At 58.7% G+C, this 15,792-nt stretch carries 16 protein-coding genes; 13 read left to right on the top strand and 3 right to left on the bottom strand.

Annotation, left to right across the window (positions count from 1 at the left end):
* Window positions 1-11 precede the first annotated feature (11 nt).
* Both fabG and H8K20_RS12895 read right to left on the bottom strand, forming a co-directional pair.
* Window positions 12-773: a 3-oxoacyl-[acyl-carrier-protein] reductase gene (gene fabG / locus H8K20_RS12900; protein WP_186488702.1), complete on the bottom strand. Its 762-nt coding sequence runs from the start codon at window positions 771-773 to the stop codon at window positions 12-14.
* 120 nt (window positions 774-893) lie between these two features.
* Window positions 894-1,859 carry a beta-ketoacyl-ACP synthase III gene (locus tag H8K20_RS12895; RefSeq protein WP_154866450.1) on the bottom strand — a complete coding sequence of 322 codons (966 nt, stop codon included), beginning with the start codon at window positions 1,857-1,859 and terminating at the stop codon, window positions 894-896.
* 354 nt (window positions 1,860-2,213) lie between these two features.
* Between H8K20_RS12895 and fabD the strand changes: the two genes are divergently transcribed.
* Both fabD and H8K20_RS12885 read left to right on the top strand, forming a co-directional pair.
* Window positions 2,214-3,134: an ACP S-malonyltransferase gene (fabD, locus tag H8K20_RS12890; RefSeq protein ID WP_186488701.1), complete on the top strand. Its 921-nt coding sequence runs from the start codon at window positions 2,214-2,216 to the stop codon at window positions 3,132-3,134.
* Between the two features lie 33 nt (window positions 3,135-3,167).
* Window positions 3,168-3,656: a MarR family winged helix-turn-helix transcriptional regulator gene (locus H8K20_RS12885; protein WP_105204478.1), complete on the top strand. Its 489-nt coding sequence runs from the start codon at window positions 3,168-3,170 to the stop codon at window positions 3,654-3,656.
* 198 nt (window positions 3,657-3,854) lie between these two features.
* On the opposite strand, the gene H8K20_RS14340 is transcribed toward H8K20_RS12885, so the two are convergent.
* A complete protein-coding gene (locus tag H8K20_RS14340) occupies window positions 3,855-4,028 on the bottom strand; it encodes a helix-turn-helix domain-containing protein (RefSeq protein WP_186488700.1) in 174 nt (57 codons plus the stop codon).
* Window positions 4,029-4,953: 925 nt separating this feature from the next.
* Between H8K20_RS14340 and H8K20_RS12875 the strand changes: the two genes are divergently transcribed.
* The 11 genes from H8K20_RS12875 to trmB all read left to right on the top strand — a co-directional run bounded on the left by H8K20_RS12875 (window position 4,954) and on the right by trmB (window position 15,699).
* Window positions 4,954-6,090 carry an aldo/keto reductase gene (locus tag H8K20_RS12875; protein ID WP_186488699.1) on the top strand — a complete coding sequence of 379 codons (1,137 nt, stop codon included), beginning with the start codon at window positions 4,954-4,956 and terminating at the stop codon, window positions 6,088-6,090.
* Window positions 6,080-6,538: an HNH endonuclease gene (locus H8K20_RS12870; protein WP_129589402.1), complete on the top strand. Its 459-nt coding sequence runs from the start codon at window positions 6,080-6,082 to the stop codon at window positions 6,536-6,538. Before H8K20_RS12875 ends, H8K20_RS12870 begins: the two co-directional genes overlap by 11 nt.
* 169 nt (window positions 6,539-6,707) lie before the next feature.
* Window positions 6,708-7,271, top strand: coding sequence for a pyruvate kinase alpha/beta domain-containing protein (locus H8K20_RS12865; RefSeq protein WP_186488698.1), 564 nt, complete (start codon window positions 6,708-6,710; stop codon window positions 7,269-7,271).
* Window positions 7,272-7,343: 72 nt separating this feature from the next.
* Entirely contained in the window at window positions 7,344-8,063 is a 720-nt protein-coding gene (locus tag H8K20_RS12860) for a formylglycine-generating enzyme family protein (protein ID WP_186488697.1), read from the top strand.
* Window positions 8,060-9,883 carry a hypothetical protein gene (locus H8K20_RS12855; RefSeq protein WP_186488696.1) on the top strand — a complete coding sequence of 608 codons (1,824 nt, stop codon included), beginning with the start codon at window positions 8,060-8,062 and terminating at the stop codon, window positions 9,881-9,883. The genes H8K20_RS12860 and H8K20_RS12855 overlap by 4 nt, the downstream gene beginning before the upstream one ends.
* Before the next feature lie 733 nt (window positions 9,884-10,616).
* Window positions 10,617-11,561, top strand: a complete 945-nt coding sequence (locus H8K20_RS12850) for a carbohydrate kinase family protein (protein WP_105204486.1) — start codon at window positions 10,617-10,619, stop codon at window positions 11,559-11,561.
* 66 nt (window positions 11,562-11,627) lie between these two features.
* Complete coding sequence (locus H8K20_RS12845) at window positions 11,628-12,776, top strand: SIS domain-containing protein (protein ID WP_186488695.1); 1,149 nt, start codon at window positions 11,628-11,630, stop codon at window positions 12,774-12,776.
* 15 nt (window positions 12,777-12,791) lie between these two features.
* Window positions 12,792-13,199 carry a secondary thiamine-phosphate synthase enzyme YjbQ gene (locus H8K20_RS12840; protein WP_105204488.1) on the top strand — a complete coding sequence of 136 codons (408 nt, stop codon included), beginning with the start codon at window positions 12,792-12,794 and terminating at the stop codon, window positions 13,197-13,199.
* Between the two features lie 22 nt (window positions 13,200-13,221).
* Window positions 13,222-14,400: an SIS domain-containing protein gene (locus tag H8K20_RS12835; protein ID WP_105204489.1), complete on the top strand. Its 1,179-nt coding sequence runs from the start codon at window positions 13,222-13,224 to the stop codon at window positions 14,398-14,400.
* Between the two features lie 16 nt (window positions 14,401-14,416).
* Window positions 14,417-14,821, top strand: coding sequence for a secondary thiamine-phosphate synthase enzyme YjbQ (locus H8K20_RS12830; RefSeq protein WP_105204490.1), 405 nt, complete (start codon window positions 14,417-14,419; stop codon window positions 14,819-14,821).
* Between the two features lie 215 nt (window positions 14,822-15,036).
* Window positions 15,037-15,699 carry a tRNA (guanosine(46)-N7)-methyltransferase TrmB gene (trmB, locus tag H8K20_RS12825; RefSeq protein ID WP_186488694.1) on the top strand — a complete coding sequence of 221 codons (663 nt, stop codon included), beginning with the start codon at window positions 15,037-15,039 and terminating at the stop codon, window positions 15,697-15,699.
* The last annotated feature ends 93 nt before the right edge of the window (window positions 15,700-15,792 follow it).

The following is a 15,792-nucleotide window of genomic DNA, read 5'->3' as shown; positions in this document are numbered from 1 at the left end:
GTGCGAAAAGATTACATGGCCAGCCCGCCGTCCACCACCAGCACCTGTCCGGTGATGTAGTCGGCAGCAGGGGAGGCCAGAAAAGCCACCACCCCGGCAATATCTTCTACTGTGCCAAAGCGCCGCAGCGAAATGCCCTGCTTGGCGGCCTCTACTACCTTTTCGGGCAGGGCCTGGGTCATGGCAGTGTCGATAAAACCGGGGGCCACGGCGTTGGCGGTGATCCCGCGGCTGCCCAGCTCTTTCGAGATGGTTTTGGTCAGGCCGATGAGCCCGGCTTTAGAGGAAGCGTAGTTGGCCTGTCCGGCGTTGCCGTACACCCCAGCTACCGACGAGATGTTGATGATCTTGCCGCTGCGCTGGCGGGTCATGCCTTTGGCACACAGCTTGCTCATATAAAAGGCGCTGTTGAGGTTGACATTCAGCACCTGCTGGAACTGTTCGGGTTTCATGCGCAGCATCAGCCCGTCTTTAGTGATACCGGCGTTGTTTACCAGCACATCTACATTGCCCCGGTCGGCGGTGATCTTCTCCACCGCCGCCTCACAGGCGGCATAGTCCGACACATCCCATGCCAACGCGTACACGTCGGCACCAGCCGACTGGCAGGCGGCGATAGACTGCTGCGAGATCTCCTGCGCCAGCTCGTCGTCATTTAAGCAGTTGATGACCAGGTCAAAACCGTCCTGGGCCAGTTTCAAGGCAATGGCCGCGCCGATACCGCGGGTACCGCCGGTGACCAGTGCCAGTGGCTTTTTGTTCTCGTTTGCCATATTCTACACACTCCGTAGGGTAGGGGCTGCCGGCCAACGGCCGGTGCAGCCGCAATGTATCAAAATATATCTATATCATGGTGACCGGATCATGGTGACCGGCCGCAGCAGGTCGCCCATTTAAAACTGCAGGATAGTGGCCCCCACTGTTAAGCCGCCGCCAAAACCAACGGCCAGCACCTTGTCGCCGGGGCGTATGCGGCCCTGTTCTACCTCCTCGCAGATGCACAGCGGTATACTGGCACTGGAGGTGTTGCCGTAGCGGTCGAGATCGATGGCGATACGGCTGGGGTCGAGCCCATAGCGGCGGGAAAAGCTGTCGATGATGCGCAGGTTGGCCTGATGTGGCACCAGCCGGTCGATATCGTCGATGGTGAGTTCTGCCTGTGCCAGCACCCGGTCGATGGCCTTGGGAATGTTCGATACGGCAAAGCGAAACACCTCGCGCCCGTTCATCGACAAAAAGCTGTCCACCGGGGCACAGTCGCCGTGCATATTGTTGCCCCGCAGTGCCGGTGCCAACAGTACGTCGCCTTTATCCCCCTGACACTGGCAGTTCGAGATCGGGTAACTGCAGCTGTCGTCGCTGGACAGCACCAGCGCCGCCGCGCCGTCCCCAAACAGCACACAGGTCGAGCGATCGCGGTAATCGGTAATGCCCGAGAGCCGCTCGGTACACACGATCAAAACATTTTTTGCCTTGCCGGCGCGCACAAAGCTGTCGGCAATGTCCACCGCGAACACAAACCCGGTACAGGCGGCGTTCACATCAAAAGCCACCGCGTTTTTGCATCCCAGCAGGCCCTGGATCATACAGCTCACCGACGGGGTAAAGTTGTCCGGGGTCACGGTGGTGACCACGATCAGGTCGATATCTTCCGGTGCCAGCTCGGCCCGCTGTAGTGCCTGTGCGGCGGCCTGATGGCCCATCTGGGCGGTGCCCATCTCGGCCGAGATGCGGCGCTCTTTAATGCCGGTGCGCTCGGTGATCCACTCGTCGCTGGTCTCCACCATCTGTTCTAGGTCGGCATTGGTCAAAACAGTCTCGGGCAAATAGCTGCCGCAGGACAACACTCTCATTCCCATAAATCCTATATCTCCTTTTATCCCAACTGGGCGGTAGGTCGTAAAAGGCGCCGCAAAACGGTGGCGGCACTACCTCTTATTTTAGCACAAACCGGCGGTAGGGACCTCCCTTTTTTGAAAGTTTTTGCCGAACCGGACCCGGCTCTATACAGCCGCGGTGATTTTGACAAAATGTGCGCCGGCCGCGCGGGAGCAACAGCTGCCGGCAATTAGTTTGATTGACAAACTAATTGTTTTTTATTATAATAAATCACAGTATATTTGTCAAACGAGCGGCGCCTGTGGGCGGCCGGCAGCGGTGGGGAGACCCGCATCGGCACCGGCCCGGCAGCGCCCGTTTTGCAGGAGGACAGTATGTCGATTTCGCTGTTGTTCCCGGGTCAGGGGGCCCAGTACCCCGGTATGGGAAAAGATCTGTACGAGCAATTTTCACTGGCCAAAGAGGTATACACGATGGCCGGCGACATCACCGGCACAGACGTGTGCGGCATGAGTTTTACCGGTACCGCCGAGCAGCTGGCCCAGACCGAGAATGCGCAGCTGTGTATCTTTACCCACTCCATGGCGATCGCCACGGTGCTGCGGGCGGGCGGGGCCGAGGTCGAGGCCGCCGCCGGCTTTTCGCTGGGCGAGTGCTCAGCCCTGTGCGCGGCGGGCGCCTTTTCACTGGAGCAGGGCTTTCAGCTGGTGGCGCTGCGCGGCCAGCTTATGGGCCAGGCGGCTGCAGATAACGGCGGCACTATGGCTGCGGTGATGGGTCTGGCTCCCGATCAGATCGAGGCCTGCTGTGCCGAGAGCGACGGGTATGTAGAGGCGGTCAACTACAATTCTCCCGCACAGACCGTCATCGCCGGCGACCCCGCCGCCGTGCAGGCGGCCGGCGAGCGGTGCCTGGCCGCCGGCGCCAGCCGGGTGGTCCCGCTGGCAGTCAGCGGCGCCTTTCACACCAGGTACATGCAACCGGCAGGCGAGGCCTTGACAGCTCAGCTGGCAGGCATGGCCTTTTCACCGCTGCAGCTGCCGGTCTACACCAACCTGACCGGCCGCCCGCTGGAGTCTGGATGCGACCTGGCCGCCCACCTGGGCCGGCAGATGTGCTCACCCGTGCGCTGGGTAGATACGGTACTCAACATGGTCGCCGACGGCCATCTGAAAGCTGCTGAGTGCGGGCCGGGCAAGGTGCTCACCGGCAACGGCCGCCGCATCAGCCGCGAGATGAAGGTGCACAATCTACAGACCGCCGACGATGTGAAAAAGATACTCGACAGTTTTTAAAACCGCCCCTGCCGGTAGAGGAGGTGACGGGCGTTGGATGAAAAAGACCAGATCAACCTTTTTTTGACCGATATATTCAGCAGCATCCTCACACTGGAGGAAGAGTTCATCGCCACCGTCAACCGCGATCACACCCCGGGCATTTCGGTGACCGAGGCCCACATCATCGAAAAGGTGGGCCTCGATCAGTCCCAGCGCATGGGCGACCTCGCCGCCGGGCTGGGGGTCACCATGCCCACCATGACCATCGCCATCGAGCGCCTGTGCCGCAAAGGGCTCGTCCAGCGCCGGCGCAGCGAGCAGGACCGGCGGGTGGTCAACATCAGCCTCACTGATCCCGGCCGCCAGATCTTTTTGCTGCACCAGATCTTTCACGAAAAGCTGGTAGAGAACCTGACGGCCGCCCTCAGCGACGCCGAGATCGCCCAACTGCAGAGCTTTTTGGGCCGTATCAACCACTTTTTTACCGACCTGGTGGGTAAAGGGATCCTGGCTCAGCAGGTACTGGAAGATCTGGAATAGAAAAAGTCTCCCCGAAACATCTTTTCGGGGAGACTTTTTTGTTGCACGTTATAGATGTACGTCTTTGGGGGAGAGTCTTTTTTGAGTAGGCCGGCCATGTCAAACAGCGCGTTTTTATCCTCGCCGGAAAGCGTTCGGCTCTCGCGATACACGGTGTATGTAAAAGCGACTAGAGTTGCCACATCCATATCAGACGTTTTAGCCACTGCATCCTGGGCCGATGCAGATTTTCCCCAACAGACTGCCTGTTGTCGCACCAAAGTAGCCAGAAGTTTTTGACAGCTTATCGACAGAGAGACGCTTTATCCGCCCAGCCCTGTAGTTGGATAGGGCCGACGGGGAGATACCGGTTTCCCTACAGAGGGCGGTCAAAAAACCATGAGAGGTAAGAAGTTGCCTTCATATATAAAGTATATAGAAACGGACATCTATCCGCTGCATCGGGGCGAATTTGATACGGGTCAGGCATGATCTACATGCGGGGTTGGTGGGGCACATACCGCATGCAGGCTGCATCGTGTTTTCAAATGACGGGTTGGTTTTCGTCCGCTATGGTCATTATAAGACCTTTTTCGAAATCGTATATAGGAATACAGATGAACGCATACGATATATACACGCGACACGCGCCATACGCGCAATGCTTTCAGGAGGATCAGAGAAGACCAGCCGATCTTAGACTCTACCGGCTGCCGTATCTTGGGGACAGTCCACAGCCTTTAAAAAGGAAAATTCGGATTGCCGGCGTATTACGGCGAAATCTGGAGTGCCCCCTGAGGCTGTCTTGACGGACTGTTTTAGAATAAGGAGCCGCTAAAAGACCCGCTTACCGTCGAGGTCTACGGGTGCTTTTCTATGAAAGAGGCGCTGCCTCCAGCATGTGCGGCCATGCTGGAGGTGCTCGGTGATGTGCCCAGAGACGCTCCTCCCCACGTCGTCTTTCAGCTCATATCCCAGATGCGCAATATGCGTCGAAAAATGCAGTATATATTTGTAAGAGATCCGCTGTTTACAGCGGATCTCTTGTTTTTCCAGCCCCGATCGCCGTGTACTTCGCCGCACTGGATCTGAGATGCTTATGCGCTGCTTGACGGTGATAGGAACTGTATCGGCCAACAGATCCTGTCTGGAGCACCTCTTGTAGGGAGAGACATAGAGCAAATTGACTAGGAACAGAAAGAACTGTTATGCATTTCGCGGATAGGAGCACCATCGGGGGTGTGCTATACTGTATATAATTGGATGAATTGATACAATTAGACTGAAATCAGCCAGTAAAAAAGGAGTGGACCAAAGCATGTTGTACAGGGAACTGGGAAAGACCGGCTTTCATGTAAGTGCCATCGGCCTGGGCGGAGAGCACCTGTGCACCCGCGACCAGAAGACGATCGATGCGGTCATCGGCCGCATGGTGGAGGCGGGGGTCAATATTGTCGACCTGTTTATGCCCGAAGAGGACTACCGCGACAAGATGGGTAAAGGGTTGGCCCCTTACCGGCAAAAGATGTTTTTACAGGGCCATATCGGCTCGGTGCTGCAAAACGGGCAGAGCTCCCGCTCGCGCGATATAAAGACGGCCGAGTACTATGTGCGCGACTTTTTAAAGCGCTATCACACCGACTATATCGACCTGGGCATGGTCTTTTTTATCGATACCGAAAAAGACTATCAAGAGGTTTTCGAGACCGGCTTTATCGACTACTGTCTCAAGCTGAAAAAAGAAGGCGTGGTGCGCAAGTTGGGCTTTAGCTCCCATATGGCCAGCACCGCCTACCGCGCGCTGCAGCACGGGGTGTTTGACAGCATGATGTTCGCCATCAACCCCGCTTACGACATGATCCCCACCGGCACGCCGCTCAATGAGATGATCGGCGGGGCCATTGCCGGCCAGCTCGACCCCGAGCGCCGCAAATTGTACGAGTACTGTGAGGCCAACGGCATCGGTATCACGGTGATGAAGAGTCTGGGCGCCGGCAAGCTGATGGACCCGGCCCAGACGCCGTTCTCGGTGCCGCTGAGCGTCACGCAGTGTATCCACTATGCGCTGTCAAAACCCGCTGTAGCCAGCGCGTTGGTGGGCGTGCAGACAGTGCCGGAGCTGGAGGAGGCGCTGCGCTATCTGGATGCCAGCGAGGAGGAGCGCGACTTCTCGGTCATCGCCGGCGACCTGAAAGAGAGCTTCCGCGGCAACTGCATGTACTGCAACCACTGCCTGCCTTGCCCCAAAAATATCGATGTGGCCTCGGTGCACAAGTACCTCGATCTGGCCACTGTCAGCGGCGGGCAGGTGCCCCCCAGCGTCCGCGAACACTATAACGCCCTGGAGCATACCGGCAGCGACTGCATCGCCTGTGGCTCCTGCGAACGGGCCTGCCCCTTTGCGGTGCCGGTCATCGCCAACATGAAGCGGGCGGCCGAGGTGTTTGGCCGCTAGATGTGCGATGCACGACTACGTATTTGATAAGACCAAGCGCCGATACTGCTACCTGCGCGAGCGCGGCCGCTGCTTTTACTGCGGCAAGCGGCTGAATATGAAAAATGCCACCCTCGACCACTACCTGCCCAAAACAGCCGGCGGGCCCGACAGCGTTTACGACCTGGTGCTGTGCTGCCGGTCCTGCAACCGGCAAAAGGGGGATGCCGTGCCCGAGGACTGGCAGCAGCACGTGATAGATAGCTTTTGCCGCGCGGTGGCCGACGGCGCCTTGCCGCTGCCTCCGGGCAGCCGTGAAAAGGTGCTGCAGGCCGTGGCGCAGGGGGTACAGCGAGTCACTTTAGAGGGGGAGCTGGTGCGCTTTGACGGTGCGCAGTTCTCGCTCTACGCCGACAGCCACCGGCTGGTGCGCGCGGTGTATAGGCCGGGCTTTTCACAGGCTCAGTAGCCGTGTCTACAGAGGGCAGGAGGTATTAGACCGTGATCAAAAAGCGCGCGCTGCCCCATCCCGGCAGCTGTCGCCGGCGGTTTTCGTGTGCGCTCGACTGGATGAAGTGGCATGCGCCGCCGGTCAGGTGAGCGACGTCCGCCAATACGAAATGAGAGAGGAAACGACTATGATCTTTACTAAAATAGGCAAAGCAGGTACCGAGGAGACCGCCCGTATCGCCATACAGACCGCCAAGGAGCGGGGCATCCGGCATATCGTCATCGCCAGCTCTACCGGCTATACCGCCCAGTACTTTAAAAACTGCGGGGTGCAGGTGACGGTCGTCACGCTGGCCTACGGCTCGCGCAAGCTCGGGCAAAATGTGATGGATGAGACGGTGCGCCAGCAGCTAAAAGACGACGGCTTTGCCGTGTGCACGGCGGCTCACGCGCTCTCGGCCGGTGAGCGCAGCATCTCCACCGATGCCGGCGGTATGTACCCGCTCGAGCTCATCGCCCACACGCTGTATATGCTCTCGCAGGGGGCCAAGGTCTGCGTCGAGTGCGCAGCTATGGCACTAGATGGCGGCCACATCCCTTACGGGGAGGATATCGTCGCCGTGGGCGGCACCGGCCACGGGGCCGACACGGCAGTGGTGCTGCGGCCGGGATACTCCAAGACCATCTTAAAGAGCAGCATCAAAGATGTGTTGTGCCTGCCCGATAAATCGGTGCTCAGAGAAGAGGCCTGAGGGCCGGTCACCACCGGCCTTTTCAAACTGCCGCGGCGGCGGGCTGCGGCGCGACCGACAGGAGAGATACCTATGGCAAACTATTTAGAGCAAAAGCTGGTGAAAGTTCCGCGTGCCAGCTACATTTACCGGGTGGTACACCGGGTGATGGAGGGCGACTGCCAATGTGAGCACGGCCCTATACCGGTGACGGTGGGCCCCTTACAGGCCGATGTGTACCCGGTGACCAACCACATGTACTGGCTCTTTATGCAGGAGAGCGGGTACCGCCCTGCCGACGACACCAACTTTTTAAAGCACTGGGTAGACGGCAAGTACTTAGAGGGGGACGCCGATAAGCCGGTCACCAACGTCGACCAGAACGATGCCCGCGCCTACGCCGCCCATTACGGCAAGCGCCTGCCCAAAGATTTCGAGTGGCAGTACCTGGCCGCCGGCCCCGACGCGCTCAAGTGGCCGTGGGGCGATAAACTCGACCTCTCTAAAGGGAATTTCTACACCGATGCGCTCAGTCGGGTCGACGCCTATCCACAGGGGGTGTCGCCGGTGGGCTGTATGGATATGTGCGGCAACAGCTGGGAGATGGTCGAGGACACCCACGACGACGGCTGTCACTTCTTTACTCTGTTGCGGGGCGGCTGCTACTACCGCGCCCACCACTACTGGCACGCCGAAGGCGGCCCCCAACCCAACGACGCACATCTGAAGATGCACCTGCTGGCCCCGGGTATGGACCGCAACGCCACGGTGGGTTTTCGCTGCGTCAAAGACTGTGACGGGGAGGAGCTGTGACCATGATCACCCACAACCGAGAAAAACAGACCTTTATCCTGGAAAATAACAGTGTCCGGGCGGTGCTCTGCTACCAAAACGGGCTCAGAATGCAGGAGTTTTCCAACCTGCACAGCGGCCGGGTGTCAAACACCGACCGCGAACTGCTCACCTTTACCTTTATGGGCAGGCAGTACACCTCGGCCGATCTGTCGGTCTGCGGCGCCTATGCCGCCCAAGACAATACCCGCGAGATGGCCACGGTGCTGCTGGAGAACCGCGACCTGCAGCTGTCTATGCGGCTGCACCTGATCAGCGACAAAAAAGATACGGTCACCGTGCTCTTACAGGTAAAAGATCTCTACCGTGAAAAAGTCCCCTACGAGCTGTTTATCCACAGCCCATTTTTGGCCGCGATGCAGATGGCCGGTGCCGGCGACAAGTACTATTACCCGGCCGGTGCCGTGCAGAACCGGGAGGGCAAGCAACTGCTGAAATTGGCCAAAGAGAGCTTTATGAACTCGGATATCAAGCCCCCGCTGGTGGTCACCGATGCCGAGGACCAGTACGGCTTCAGCGTGCGCTTTCCGTCGCTGGCCGATCTGTCTGATGACGGGGCGGTACAAAACCGCAACATGAGTCTTTCTACCATCGCCAGCGCCGAGGAACTGCATGAGCACAGTCTGCCCATCAACCCCGACGCCACCTATGCCGACACCATCGAGTTAGAGATCACCGGCCTCACGGATGGATGGCCGGAGGCATTTCGCCGCTACCGCGCCCAGTGGGAGGCCCCGTACGATTTCAGAGAGTACGATAAGCCCGACCTCAAGTGGTTCAGCGAAAAGTTTTTACACAACTTTACCTTCCTCTACGGCACCGAGGGCTTTGACCCGGTAAAAAAGAAGATCGATGTGGAAAAACTGTTGGCCGAGGGGGATGAATTCGGCGGTTTCGACACCGTCACCGTGTGGAACCAGTACCCCCGCCTGGGTATCGACCGCCGCAGCCAGTGGCAGTTCTTCGACGATTTTCCCGGCGGGCGCCCGGCCATCCGCCAGGCGGTGGAAGAGTTTCACCGGCACGGCGTGCAGGTGTTTATGCCCTATATCCCCTGGGATGCCGGCAGCCACGAGTCGACCGACAGCTTGGGCGACGAGTTTGCCAAGCTGCTGGCCGATACCGACGCCGACGGCTACCAGCTGGATACGCTCAGCGCGATCCCCGAGTCGTTCCGTGAGAAATGTAATGCGGTGCGCCCGGGCCTGGTGATGACCACTCAGTCTCACCCCACCAAAAAACGCCCCATGGAGATCATCACCACCTCCTGGGACGAGTTCTGGGCCACCCGGCCCATGCCGCAGGTAGATATCCTGCGCTATCTGCTGCCACGGCACATTGCGCCGGTCATCTCCCGCTGGTACCGCAAAGAGGATAAAGACCTGCTCATCCAGTACTCCCAGTTCTCGGCGGTGCCCATGGTCATCTGGCAGGATATCTTTGGCCGCTGGATGCCGTTTTGCGCCGAGCAGCGCCAGACCATCAAGGGCTGGAAAGCGGTGTACATGGCTCATCGGCTCACCTATCAGTGCGCCGATCCCATACCGTTTTGGCCCACCAGAGCCGACGACGTATACTGTAACCGCTTCGCCGCTGATGACGGCAGCGAGACCATTTACAGCTTCTATAACGATACCGACAGCGACTATACCGGCCCGCTGTGCCGGGCAGACGGTGCCAGCTGCGAGATCATTTTGGGCAGCGGTGAGGCCGATATACAAAACGGCCTGCTCAGCGGCAGGTTGCCGGCCAGGACCGTGGTCCACGTTCGGGTACAGTAGGGCGTTTACCGGCGCGCAGGGCACAGTGTCTTATGTGCCGGTGCTGGAAAATGAAATATCTGCAAACGGGGAGAGCCTCATCGCCCGATCTGGGCAGTGGGGCTCTCTTTATGTGCATCGGGGCAATGTGTGGTCGCGAAGATGACAGACCTGCACCCGCTGCCGCCGTAGCCCCGAAAGCGGGCGCAGTGTTGCTGTCGCTTATGATAGTTAACACCTGCCACCAGCCACCAGCCACTAAGCCGCATATCATCGCGCGGTGCGCCGTACCGGCGGTAGTCCAAACAGCTGTCCGGCCGGCATCGGGCACTTCCTTTTACAGTTTATCGGCCCGCAGGTCACCAGCTTTTTTCACCTCACGACCGCCGACCCGCGCCGGTTTTGGCCGGCACAGTACGCCTATGGCTGCCGCTATGCAGATCTCGCCACCGGTCAAGGCGCTGCCCGTCTGCCTGGTGTCTTGCCGCCGCACCCCGAAAATCTGCTTAAAAAGTGACGCGACAGCACAGCACAACATGCAAATTGCCCCTAACAAAAGGAACCTCTGGCACAGGTATACAGTTTTTTTGTACAAACTTCTCCCACCGATTTCTGGCCAAAATGCTTGGTTTAGGTGTAATATAGAGACGTAACATGTACAGATTATATATTTTCTGAGTGGACCGGCAGCACTGTTGCCGGTCTGTTCAGGGGTGAGGGGCGTTTTGCCCTATAAATTAGGAGGTGCACCTGTTTGTCAAAAAAATTTATGGCGTCGGGTTATGTCATTATCGACGACATCGAGTATGCCGACGGTAAGACTATCAAAAACCGCCTGGGCGGCGGGGCGGTTTTTGCCATGTCGGGCATGAAGCTGTGGACTGACGATGTGCTGTCGGTCAACTATGTGGGCGAGGATTTCGTCGACTATTTCGGCGGCTGGTTTGGCAAAAACAACATCCCGTTAGAGGGAAACCGTGTGCGGGCCAAGTACACGATACACTACCGGCTGGTATACGCCGAAAACGGCACCTATGTGTGCGTCCCCACCAAAGAGAACCCCGAGGCCTACACCGAAAAACTGCGCGCGCTCATGGACCCGGATATGGAGCTGCTGCAGCCCTATCTGGCCGACTGTGCCGGCCTGGATGTGCTGTTTAGCGCCGATGAGCACCTGTTTCGCGAGATGGACCTGTACCGCCAGCGCTACGGCTTCAAGGTGATGTGGGAGTACTCTGACTTCCGCGCCGCCAGCTACAACAAGATCGAGACGCTGTTTCGCTGCCTGCGCTATGTAGATATGTTCTCTATCAACGGCTTCGAGAGCCAGGAACTGTTTGGCATCAGCGACGAGATGCAGCTGGTCAGTTTCTTCAAAAAATTCCCCGTGCCGGTATTCTTCCGGGTGGGTGAGAAGGGGAGCTACTACATACAGGACGGTAAAGCGCTGTTTTTCCCCATCATCCGCGCCGAGGGAAAAGCCGATCCCACCGGTTGTGGCAACACCAGCACCTCGGCGGTGCTGTGGGCTTACGCCAGCGGTCACAGCATGAAAGATATCGGCCTTATCGGCACCATCACCGCCACCATCAACGCCCAGCACATGGGCCTCATCGGCGACTATACCCCACAGCTGCGCCAGCAGGCGCACGATATGCTCGACCGGTACAGCGCCAGCTACGAGGAAGTCTATATTTAAATAAAGTGGAGTCCGGCGCCTCTCTCCGGCGGCGCCGTCACAATATTATCAAGTGGAGGGAATCTCATGGACAAAATGCAGTTCGACAACGCAATGGCCCGACAGGCCCGCCTGGCACCCGGCTTTGTGCGGACCATCGTCGAGAGCATGGGCTACGACAAGCTCAATAATGCCTTGCCCCTGACCGAGATCTGGGACGCACAGCAGATCGTCATCACCGGCTGCGGCGACAGCTGGCTGGCCGGTATCGCCGCGCGGCCGCTGTTCGAATCGGTCAGCGGGGTGAAAAATGTGCAGGTGATGCGCAATATCGAGTTTAACCGCTATATGGACAAAGGCCAGCTGGGGTTCTCGCCCAACACGCCGCTGGTCATCGGCATCTCCATCTCCGGCACGGTCAGCCGGGTAGTTGAAGCGATGGAGCGCGCCCAGCACTACGGCGCCAACAGCCTGCTCATCACCGACGACCCCGACAGCCCGGCAGCCAAGGCAGCCCGCCACGTGTTGCTGTTGGATATGCCCAAGCCCGGCGAGTACGGCCCCGGCCTGCTCTCTTACTGCGCCTCGGTCTCGGCCCTCATGTGCCTGGCGCTGCGCATCGGCAGAGCCAGAGGCTTCATCACCGACGGCGAGCACAAAAAAATGGTGCAGGCCATCGTGGACTACGCCGCCTCCTACGCGCCGCTCATCGAGGAGATGGACCAGCGCTGCTTTGAGCTGGCCGGCACCTGGAAAGACCTGCGCTGTGTCGACTTTGTCGGCGACTATGCCGACTATGCCACCGCCTTCTTCGGCTCGGCCAAGATCCTCGAGACCTACGGCGGCTACACCACCTACGACGACTCGGAGGACTGGTGCCACATCAACTACTTCCTGCGCGATCCCAATACCATCGGCCGGGTGTTCATCACCAATTCTGACACCCCCAGCTTTAACCGCGTAAAAGAGACGCTGGTGGCGGTCGATCAGCTGGGCAGCCCCTGTATCGTGGTCACCGACGCCGACAAGTCGGAGTTTGCCGACCGGTTCGAGGTGTTCACCACCCCCAAGGCCCCCTACTCCTGGCTGTCGCCGCTGATGCAGCACCTGCCTTACGACTTTATCTCCGGCTACAGCGCCGAGCTGCTGGGTGTCGAGAACTTCCGCCGCGACAACCCTATCTATGTCGAGCAGGGCGGCACCCGCATCCGGCAGAGCAAGATCACCATCGTGTAAGGAGGTAGTGAAGTTATGCTGTATAAAAAGACTTTAGAGACCAGCTGCAGGTTCGATGTAGTGGTCATTTCCGATTTCGTCAAAGAGGCAGTGGCCCAGTCGGGCGTGCAGGAAGGTATCTGCGTGGTGCAGATCCCCCATTCCACCGCCGGTATCTGTTCCACCACCGGTTACCCCGACGTGCGCGCCGACCTGCAGGAAGAGCTGGAGCGGCTGGTGCCGTCCCGCATCGACTTCTGCCACCACGAGAGCCCATACGACGCAGCCGGCCACATCAAGACCGCCCTGTTCGGCTCTACCCTGAGCCTGATCATCTCCGGCGGCGAGCTCGTCGCCGGCCGCAGCGAAGATATTTTGCTGCTGGAATTTGACGGACCGCGCACCCGCAACGTTATCGTGCGGGTCATGAGAGACGACGGCTGACACAGCGAGGAGGTATAGATATATGGACCCCAAAAGCATGAATAACGAGCTGCTGCGCCAGGTGCGCACCGCAGTAGAAACAGTGGATTCGCTCAATGCCACGATGCCCTACGAGCACTTTGCCCGCTGTGTGCCCAAAGAGGATATTTTAAAGACCCGCAAGGTGATCCTCACCGGCTGCGGCGACAGCTACTGCGCCGGCATCGCCGCCCGCCCGGTGTACGAAAACCCCGGTATCAACAACGTGGGCGCCGTCAAGGCCGAGGCCTGGCGCAACATCGAGTTCACTCGCTATTACGACACCTACCGCCGCTGGTGGATCGGTGAGGGAAACGACATCCCGCTGGTGCTGGGTGTCTCCATCTCCGGCAAGGTGCGCCGGGTCATCGAGGCCATGGCCAGGACCAACCACTACGGCGGTGTGTCGGTGGCCTTTACCGATAACCCCGAGAGCGATTTTGCCAAAGAGGCACAGCATGTGGTGAGCCTGGGCGTACCCGAAAACCACCCGGCCCCCTGCGTGACCAGCTATTTTGGCAGCACCTTCGGCCTGATGGCATTTGGCCTTTATCACGGTGTGGCCCGCGGTAAAATGACCGAGGAGCAGGAGAGAGAGGCCCGTCAGGCGCTGGTGGATTACGCCCACGCCTACACCCCCGCCGTGATGGAGGACCTCGAAAACAAGATGCTGGCCATCACCCAGAAATGGATCGATGCCGGCGTGGACAATATGGACTTTATCGGTGACGGCGCCGACTATGCCACCGCTTTCTACGGCTCGGCCAAAATGGTCGAGAGCTTTGGCGGTCTCACCACCAACGACGACTCCGAGGACTGGAACCACATCAACTACTTTATGAAAAACCCCGAGAAGGTGGGCACCTTTGTGGTGGCCAACACCACCTGCCCCAGCTTTGACCGCCTGCTCGAGACCATCCACACCTGCACCGTCATCGGCCGCCCCACCGTGGTCATCACCGACGGCGACGCCAGCCTGTTCCCCGACGGGGTCGATGTCATCACCCTGCCCAAGCCCAAATACCCCTGGGCCAATCCGCTCATGCAGCACATCCCCATGGATTACGTGGCTGCATTCTGGGGCCTGATCAAGGGCATCCCCGACTTCCGTCCCGATTCGCCGGTCCACCAGCTGGATGAGGGAGCGAAGCGCTTCCGCGAGTCGGCTGTCGTCATCATTTAAGGGAGGGCCAAGAAACATGCTGGAGATCATCAAAATAAATACCGAATTTCAGGGCGTACACGATATCACCAAAGAGGTAAACGACGTGGTGGCCAAAAGCGGCATCAAAGACGGCATCTGTGTCATCTCCTGCCCGCACACCACTTCGGGCATCATCATCACCTCTTTTTGGGATAAGCGCGGCCACACCGATATGCAAAAAGAACTGGGCCGCATGGTACCGGCCAGGGCCAACTACCTGCACCAGTTCGACACGCCGTTCGACGCCGCCGGCCATATCAAGAGCAGCCTGATGGGCTGTTCGGTCAGCTGCATCGTCAAAGACGGCAAAGCGACCCACGGCTCGTCGCAGGGCATCTTCTTTATCGAGTTCGACGGCCCCCGCTCCCGCGAGTACTGGGTAAAAGTCATCGAGGGCTAAACACCTCCCTCAAATCCCCGTTAAGGGCTTATATTCCCACATAAAAAAGCAGCTGGGCAGCACTTGCGTGCCCGGCTGCTTTTTTACACCAGGGCTGCCGCCGGTTAAGCGGCCGCTTTGCGCCGACCTCTATTTTGTGGTACAATGTCCACGGCCGGGCGGCAGGCAGTCAAGGCTGTGCCCGGGCCTATCATTTGGCAGAGGAGAAACACCCCATGAGGATGCGTAGAAAAGAGTGGGCCCACCGCGAGTTGGCCGTGTGCCCCTACTATATAAAAGAACCCACCCAGTACCGGGGCCGCTGGGCCGAACAATTTGTGCGCCGCCAGCCGCTGCACCTCGAGCTGGGCTGCGGCAAAGGCGGCTTTATCTCGCAGCTGGCCAGCGCCAACGCGCAGACCAATTACCTGGCTATCGATATCAAGACCGAGGTCATGGGCGAGGCACGGCGCAAGTGTCAGGCCGCATACGAGGCGGTCGGCCGACCGATAGACAATCTCAAGATCATGCCTCAGGAGATACAGGTCATCGAGAAGCTGCTGGCGCCGGAAGATACCGTGGAGCGCATCTACATCAATTTCCCCAATCCTTGGCCCCGCGGCAAACATAAAAAGCGGCGGCTCACCCATACCCGGCAGCTGGTAAAGTACCGGCAGTTTTTGGCCCCGGGGGCCGAGATCCGCTTTAAGACCGATGACGACGAGCTGTTCGAAGAGTCGCAGCTGTACTTTAAAACAGCCGGGTTCGAGATCACTTATCTCACCCGCGACCTGCACCACAGCAATTATACCGAGAACATCGTCACCGAGCACGAGCAGATGTTTGCCCAGCAGGGTATCCCCATCAAATTTTGTATCGCCAAAACACCGCTTTGGTGAGTGTGGTTCCGGTAGGCAGATCATAAATACATAGAAAAAGGCCCAGATATCTGGCATACAGCAGATATCTGGGCCTTTTTGTACCTTTTATGT

Origin of the sequence: Neobittarella massiliensis (ex Bilen et al. 2018) (assembly GCF_014269355.1) — a bacterium.
Taxonomy (GTDB): Bacteria; Bacillota; Clostridia; order Oscillospirales; family Ruminococcaceae; genus Neobittarella; species Neobittarella massiliensis.
The sequence above is the reverse complement of the archived record's forward strand: the minus strand, read 5'-3'. Positions and strand labels throughout refer to the sequence as shown.

What these genes read in the sequence shown, in the direction of transcription:
- fabG (WP_186488702.1), bottom strand. Translation starts at nt 773, where the DNA reads ATGGCAAACGAGAACAAAAAGCCACTGGCACTGGTCACCGGCGGTACC.
- H8K20_RS12895 (WP_154866450.1), bottom strand. Translation starts at nt 1,859, where the DNA reads ATGGGAATGAGAGTGTTGTCCTGCGGCAGCTATTTGCCCGAGACTGTT.
- fabD (WP_186488701.1), top strand. Translation starts at nt 2,214, where the DNA reads ATGTCGATTTCGCTGTTGTTCCCGGGTCAGGGGGCCCAGTACCCCGGT.
- H8K20_RS12875 (WP_186488699.1), top strand. Translation starts at nt 4,954, where the DNA reads ATGTTGTACAGGGAACTGGGAAAGACCGGCTTTCATGTAAGTGCCATC.
- H8K20_RS12865 (WP_186488698.1), top strand. Translation starts at nt 6,708, where the DNA reads ATGATCTTTACTAAAATAGGCAAAGCAGGTACCGAGGAGACCGCCCGT.
- H8K20_RS12860 (WP_186488697.1), top strand. Translation starts at nt 7,344, where the DNA reads ATGGCAAACTATTTAGAGCAAAAGCTGGTGAAAGTTCCGCGTGCCAGC.
- H8K20_RS12845 (WP_186488695.1), top strand. Translation starts at nt 11,628, where the DNA reads ATGGACAAAATGCAGTTCGACAACGCAATGGCCCGACAGGCCCGCCTG.
- H8K20_RS12840 (WP_105204488.1), top strand. Translation starts at nt 12,792, where the DNA reads ATGCTGTATAAAAAGACTTTAGAGACCAGCTGCAGGTTCGATGTAGTG.
- H8K20_RS12835 (WP_105204489.1), top strand. Translation starts at nt 13,222, where the DNA reads ATGGACCCCAAAAGCATGAATAACGAGCTGCTGCGCCAGGTGCGCACC.
- H8K20_RS12830 (WP_105204490.1), top strand. Translation starts at nt 14,417, where the DNA reads ATGCTGGAGATCATCAAAATAAATACCGAATTTCAGGGCGTACACGAT.
- trmB (WP_186488694.1), top strand. Translation starts at nt 15,037, where the DNA reads ATGAGGATGCGTAGAAAAGAGTGGGCCCACCGCGAGTTGGCCGTGTGC.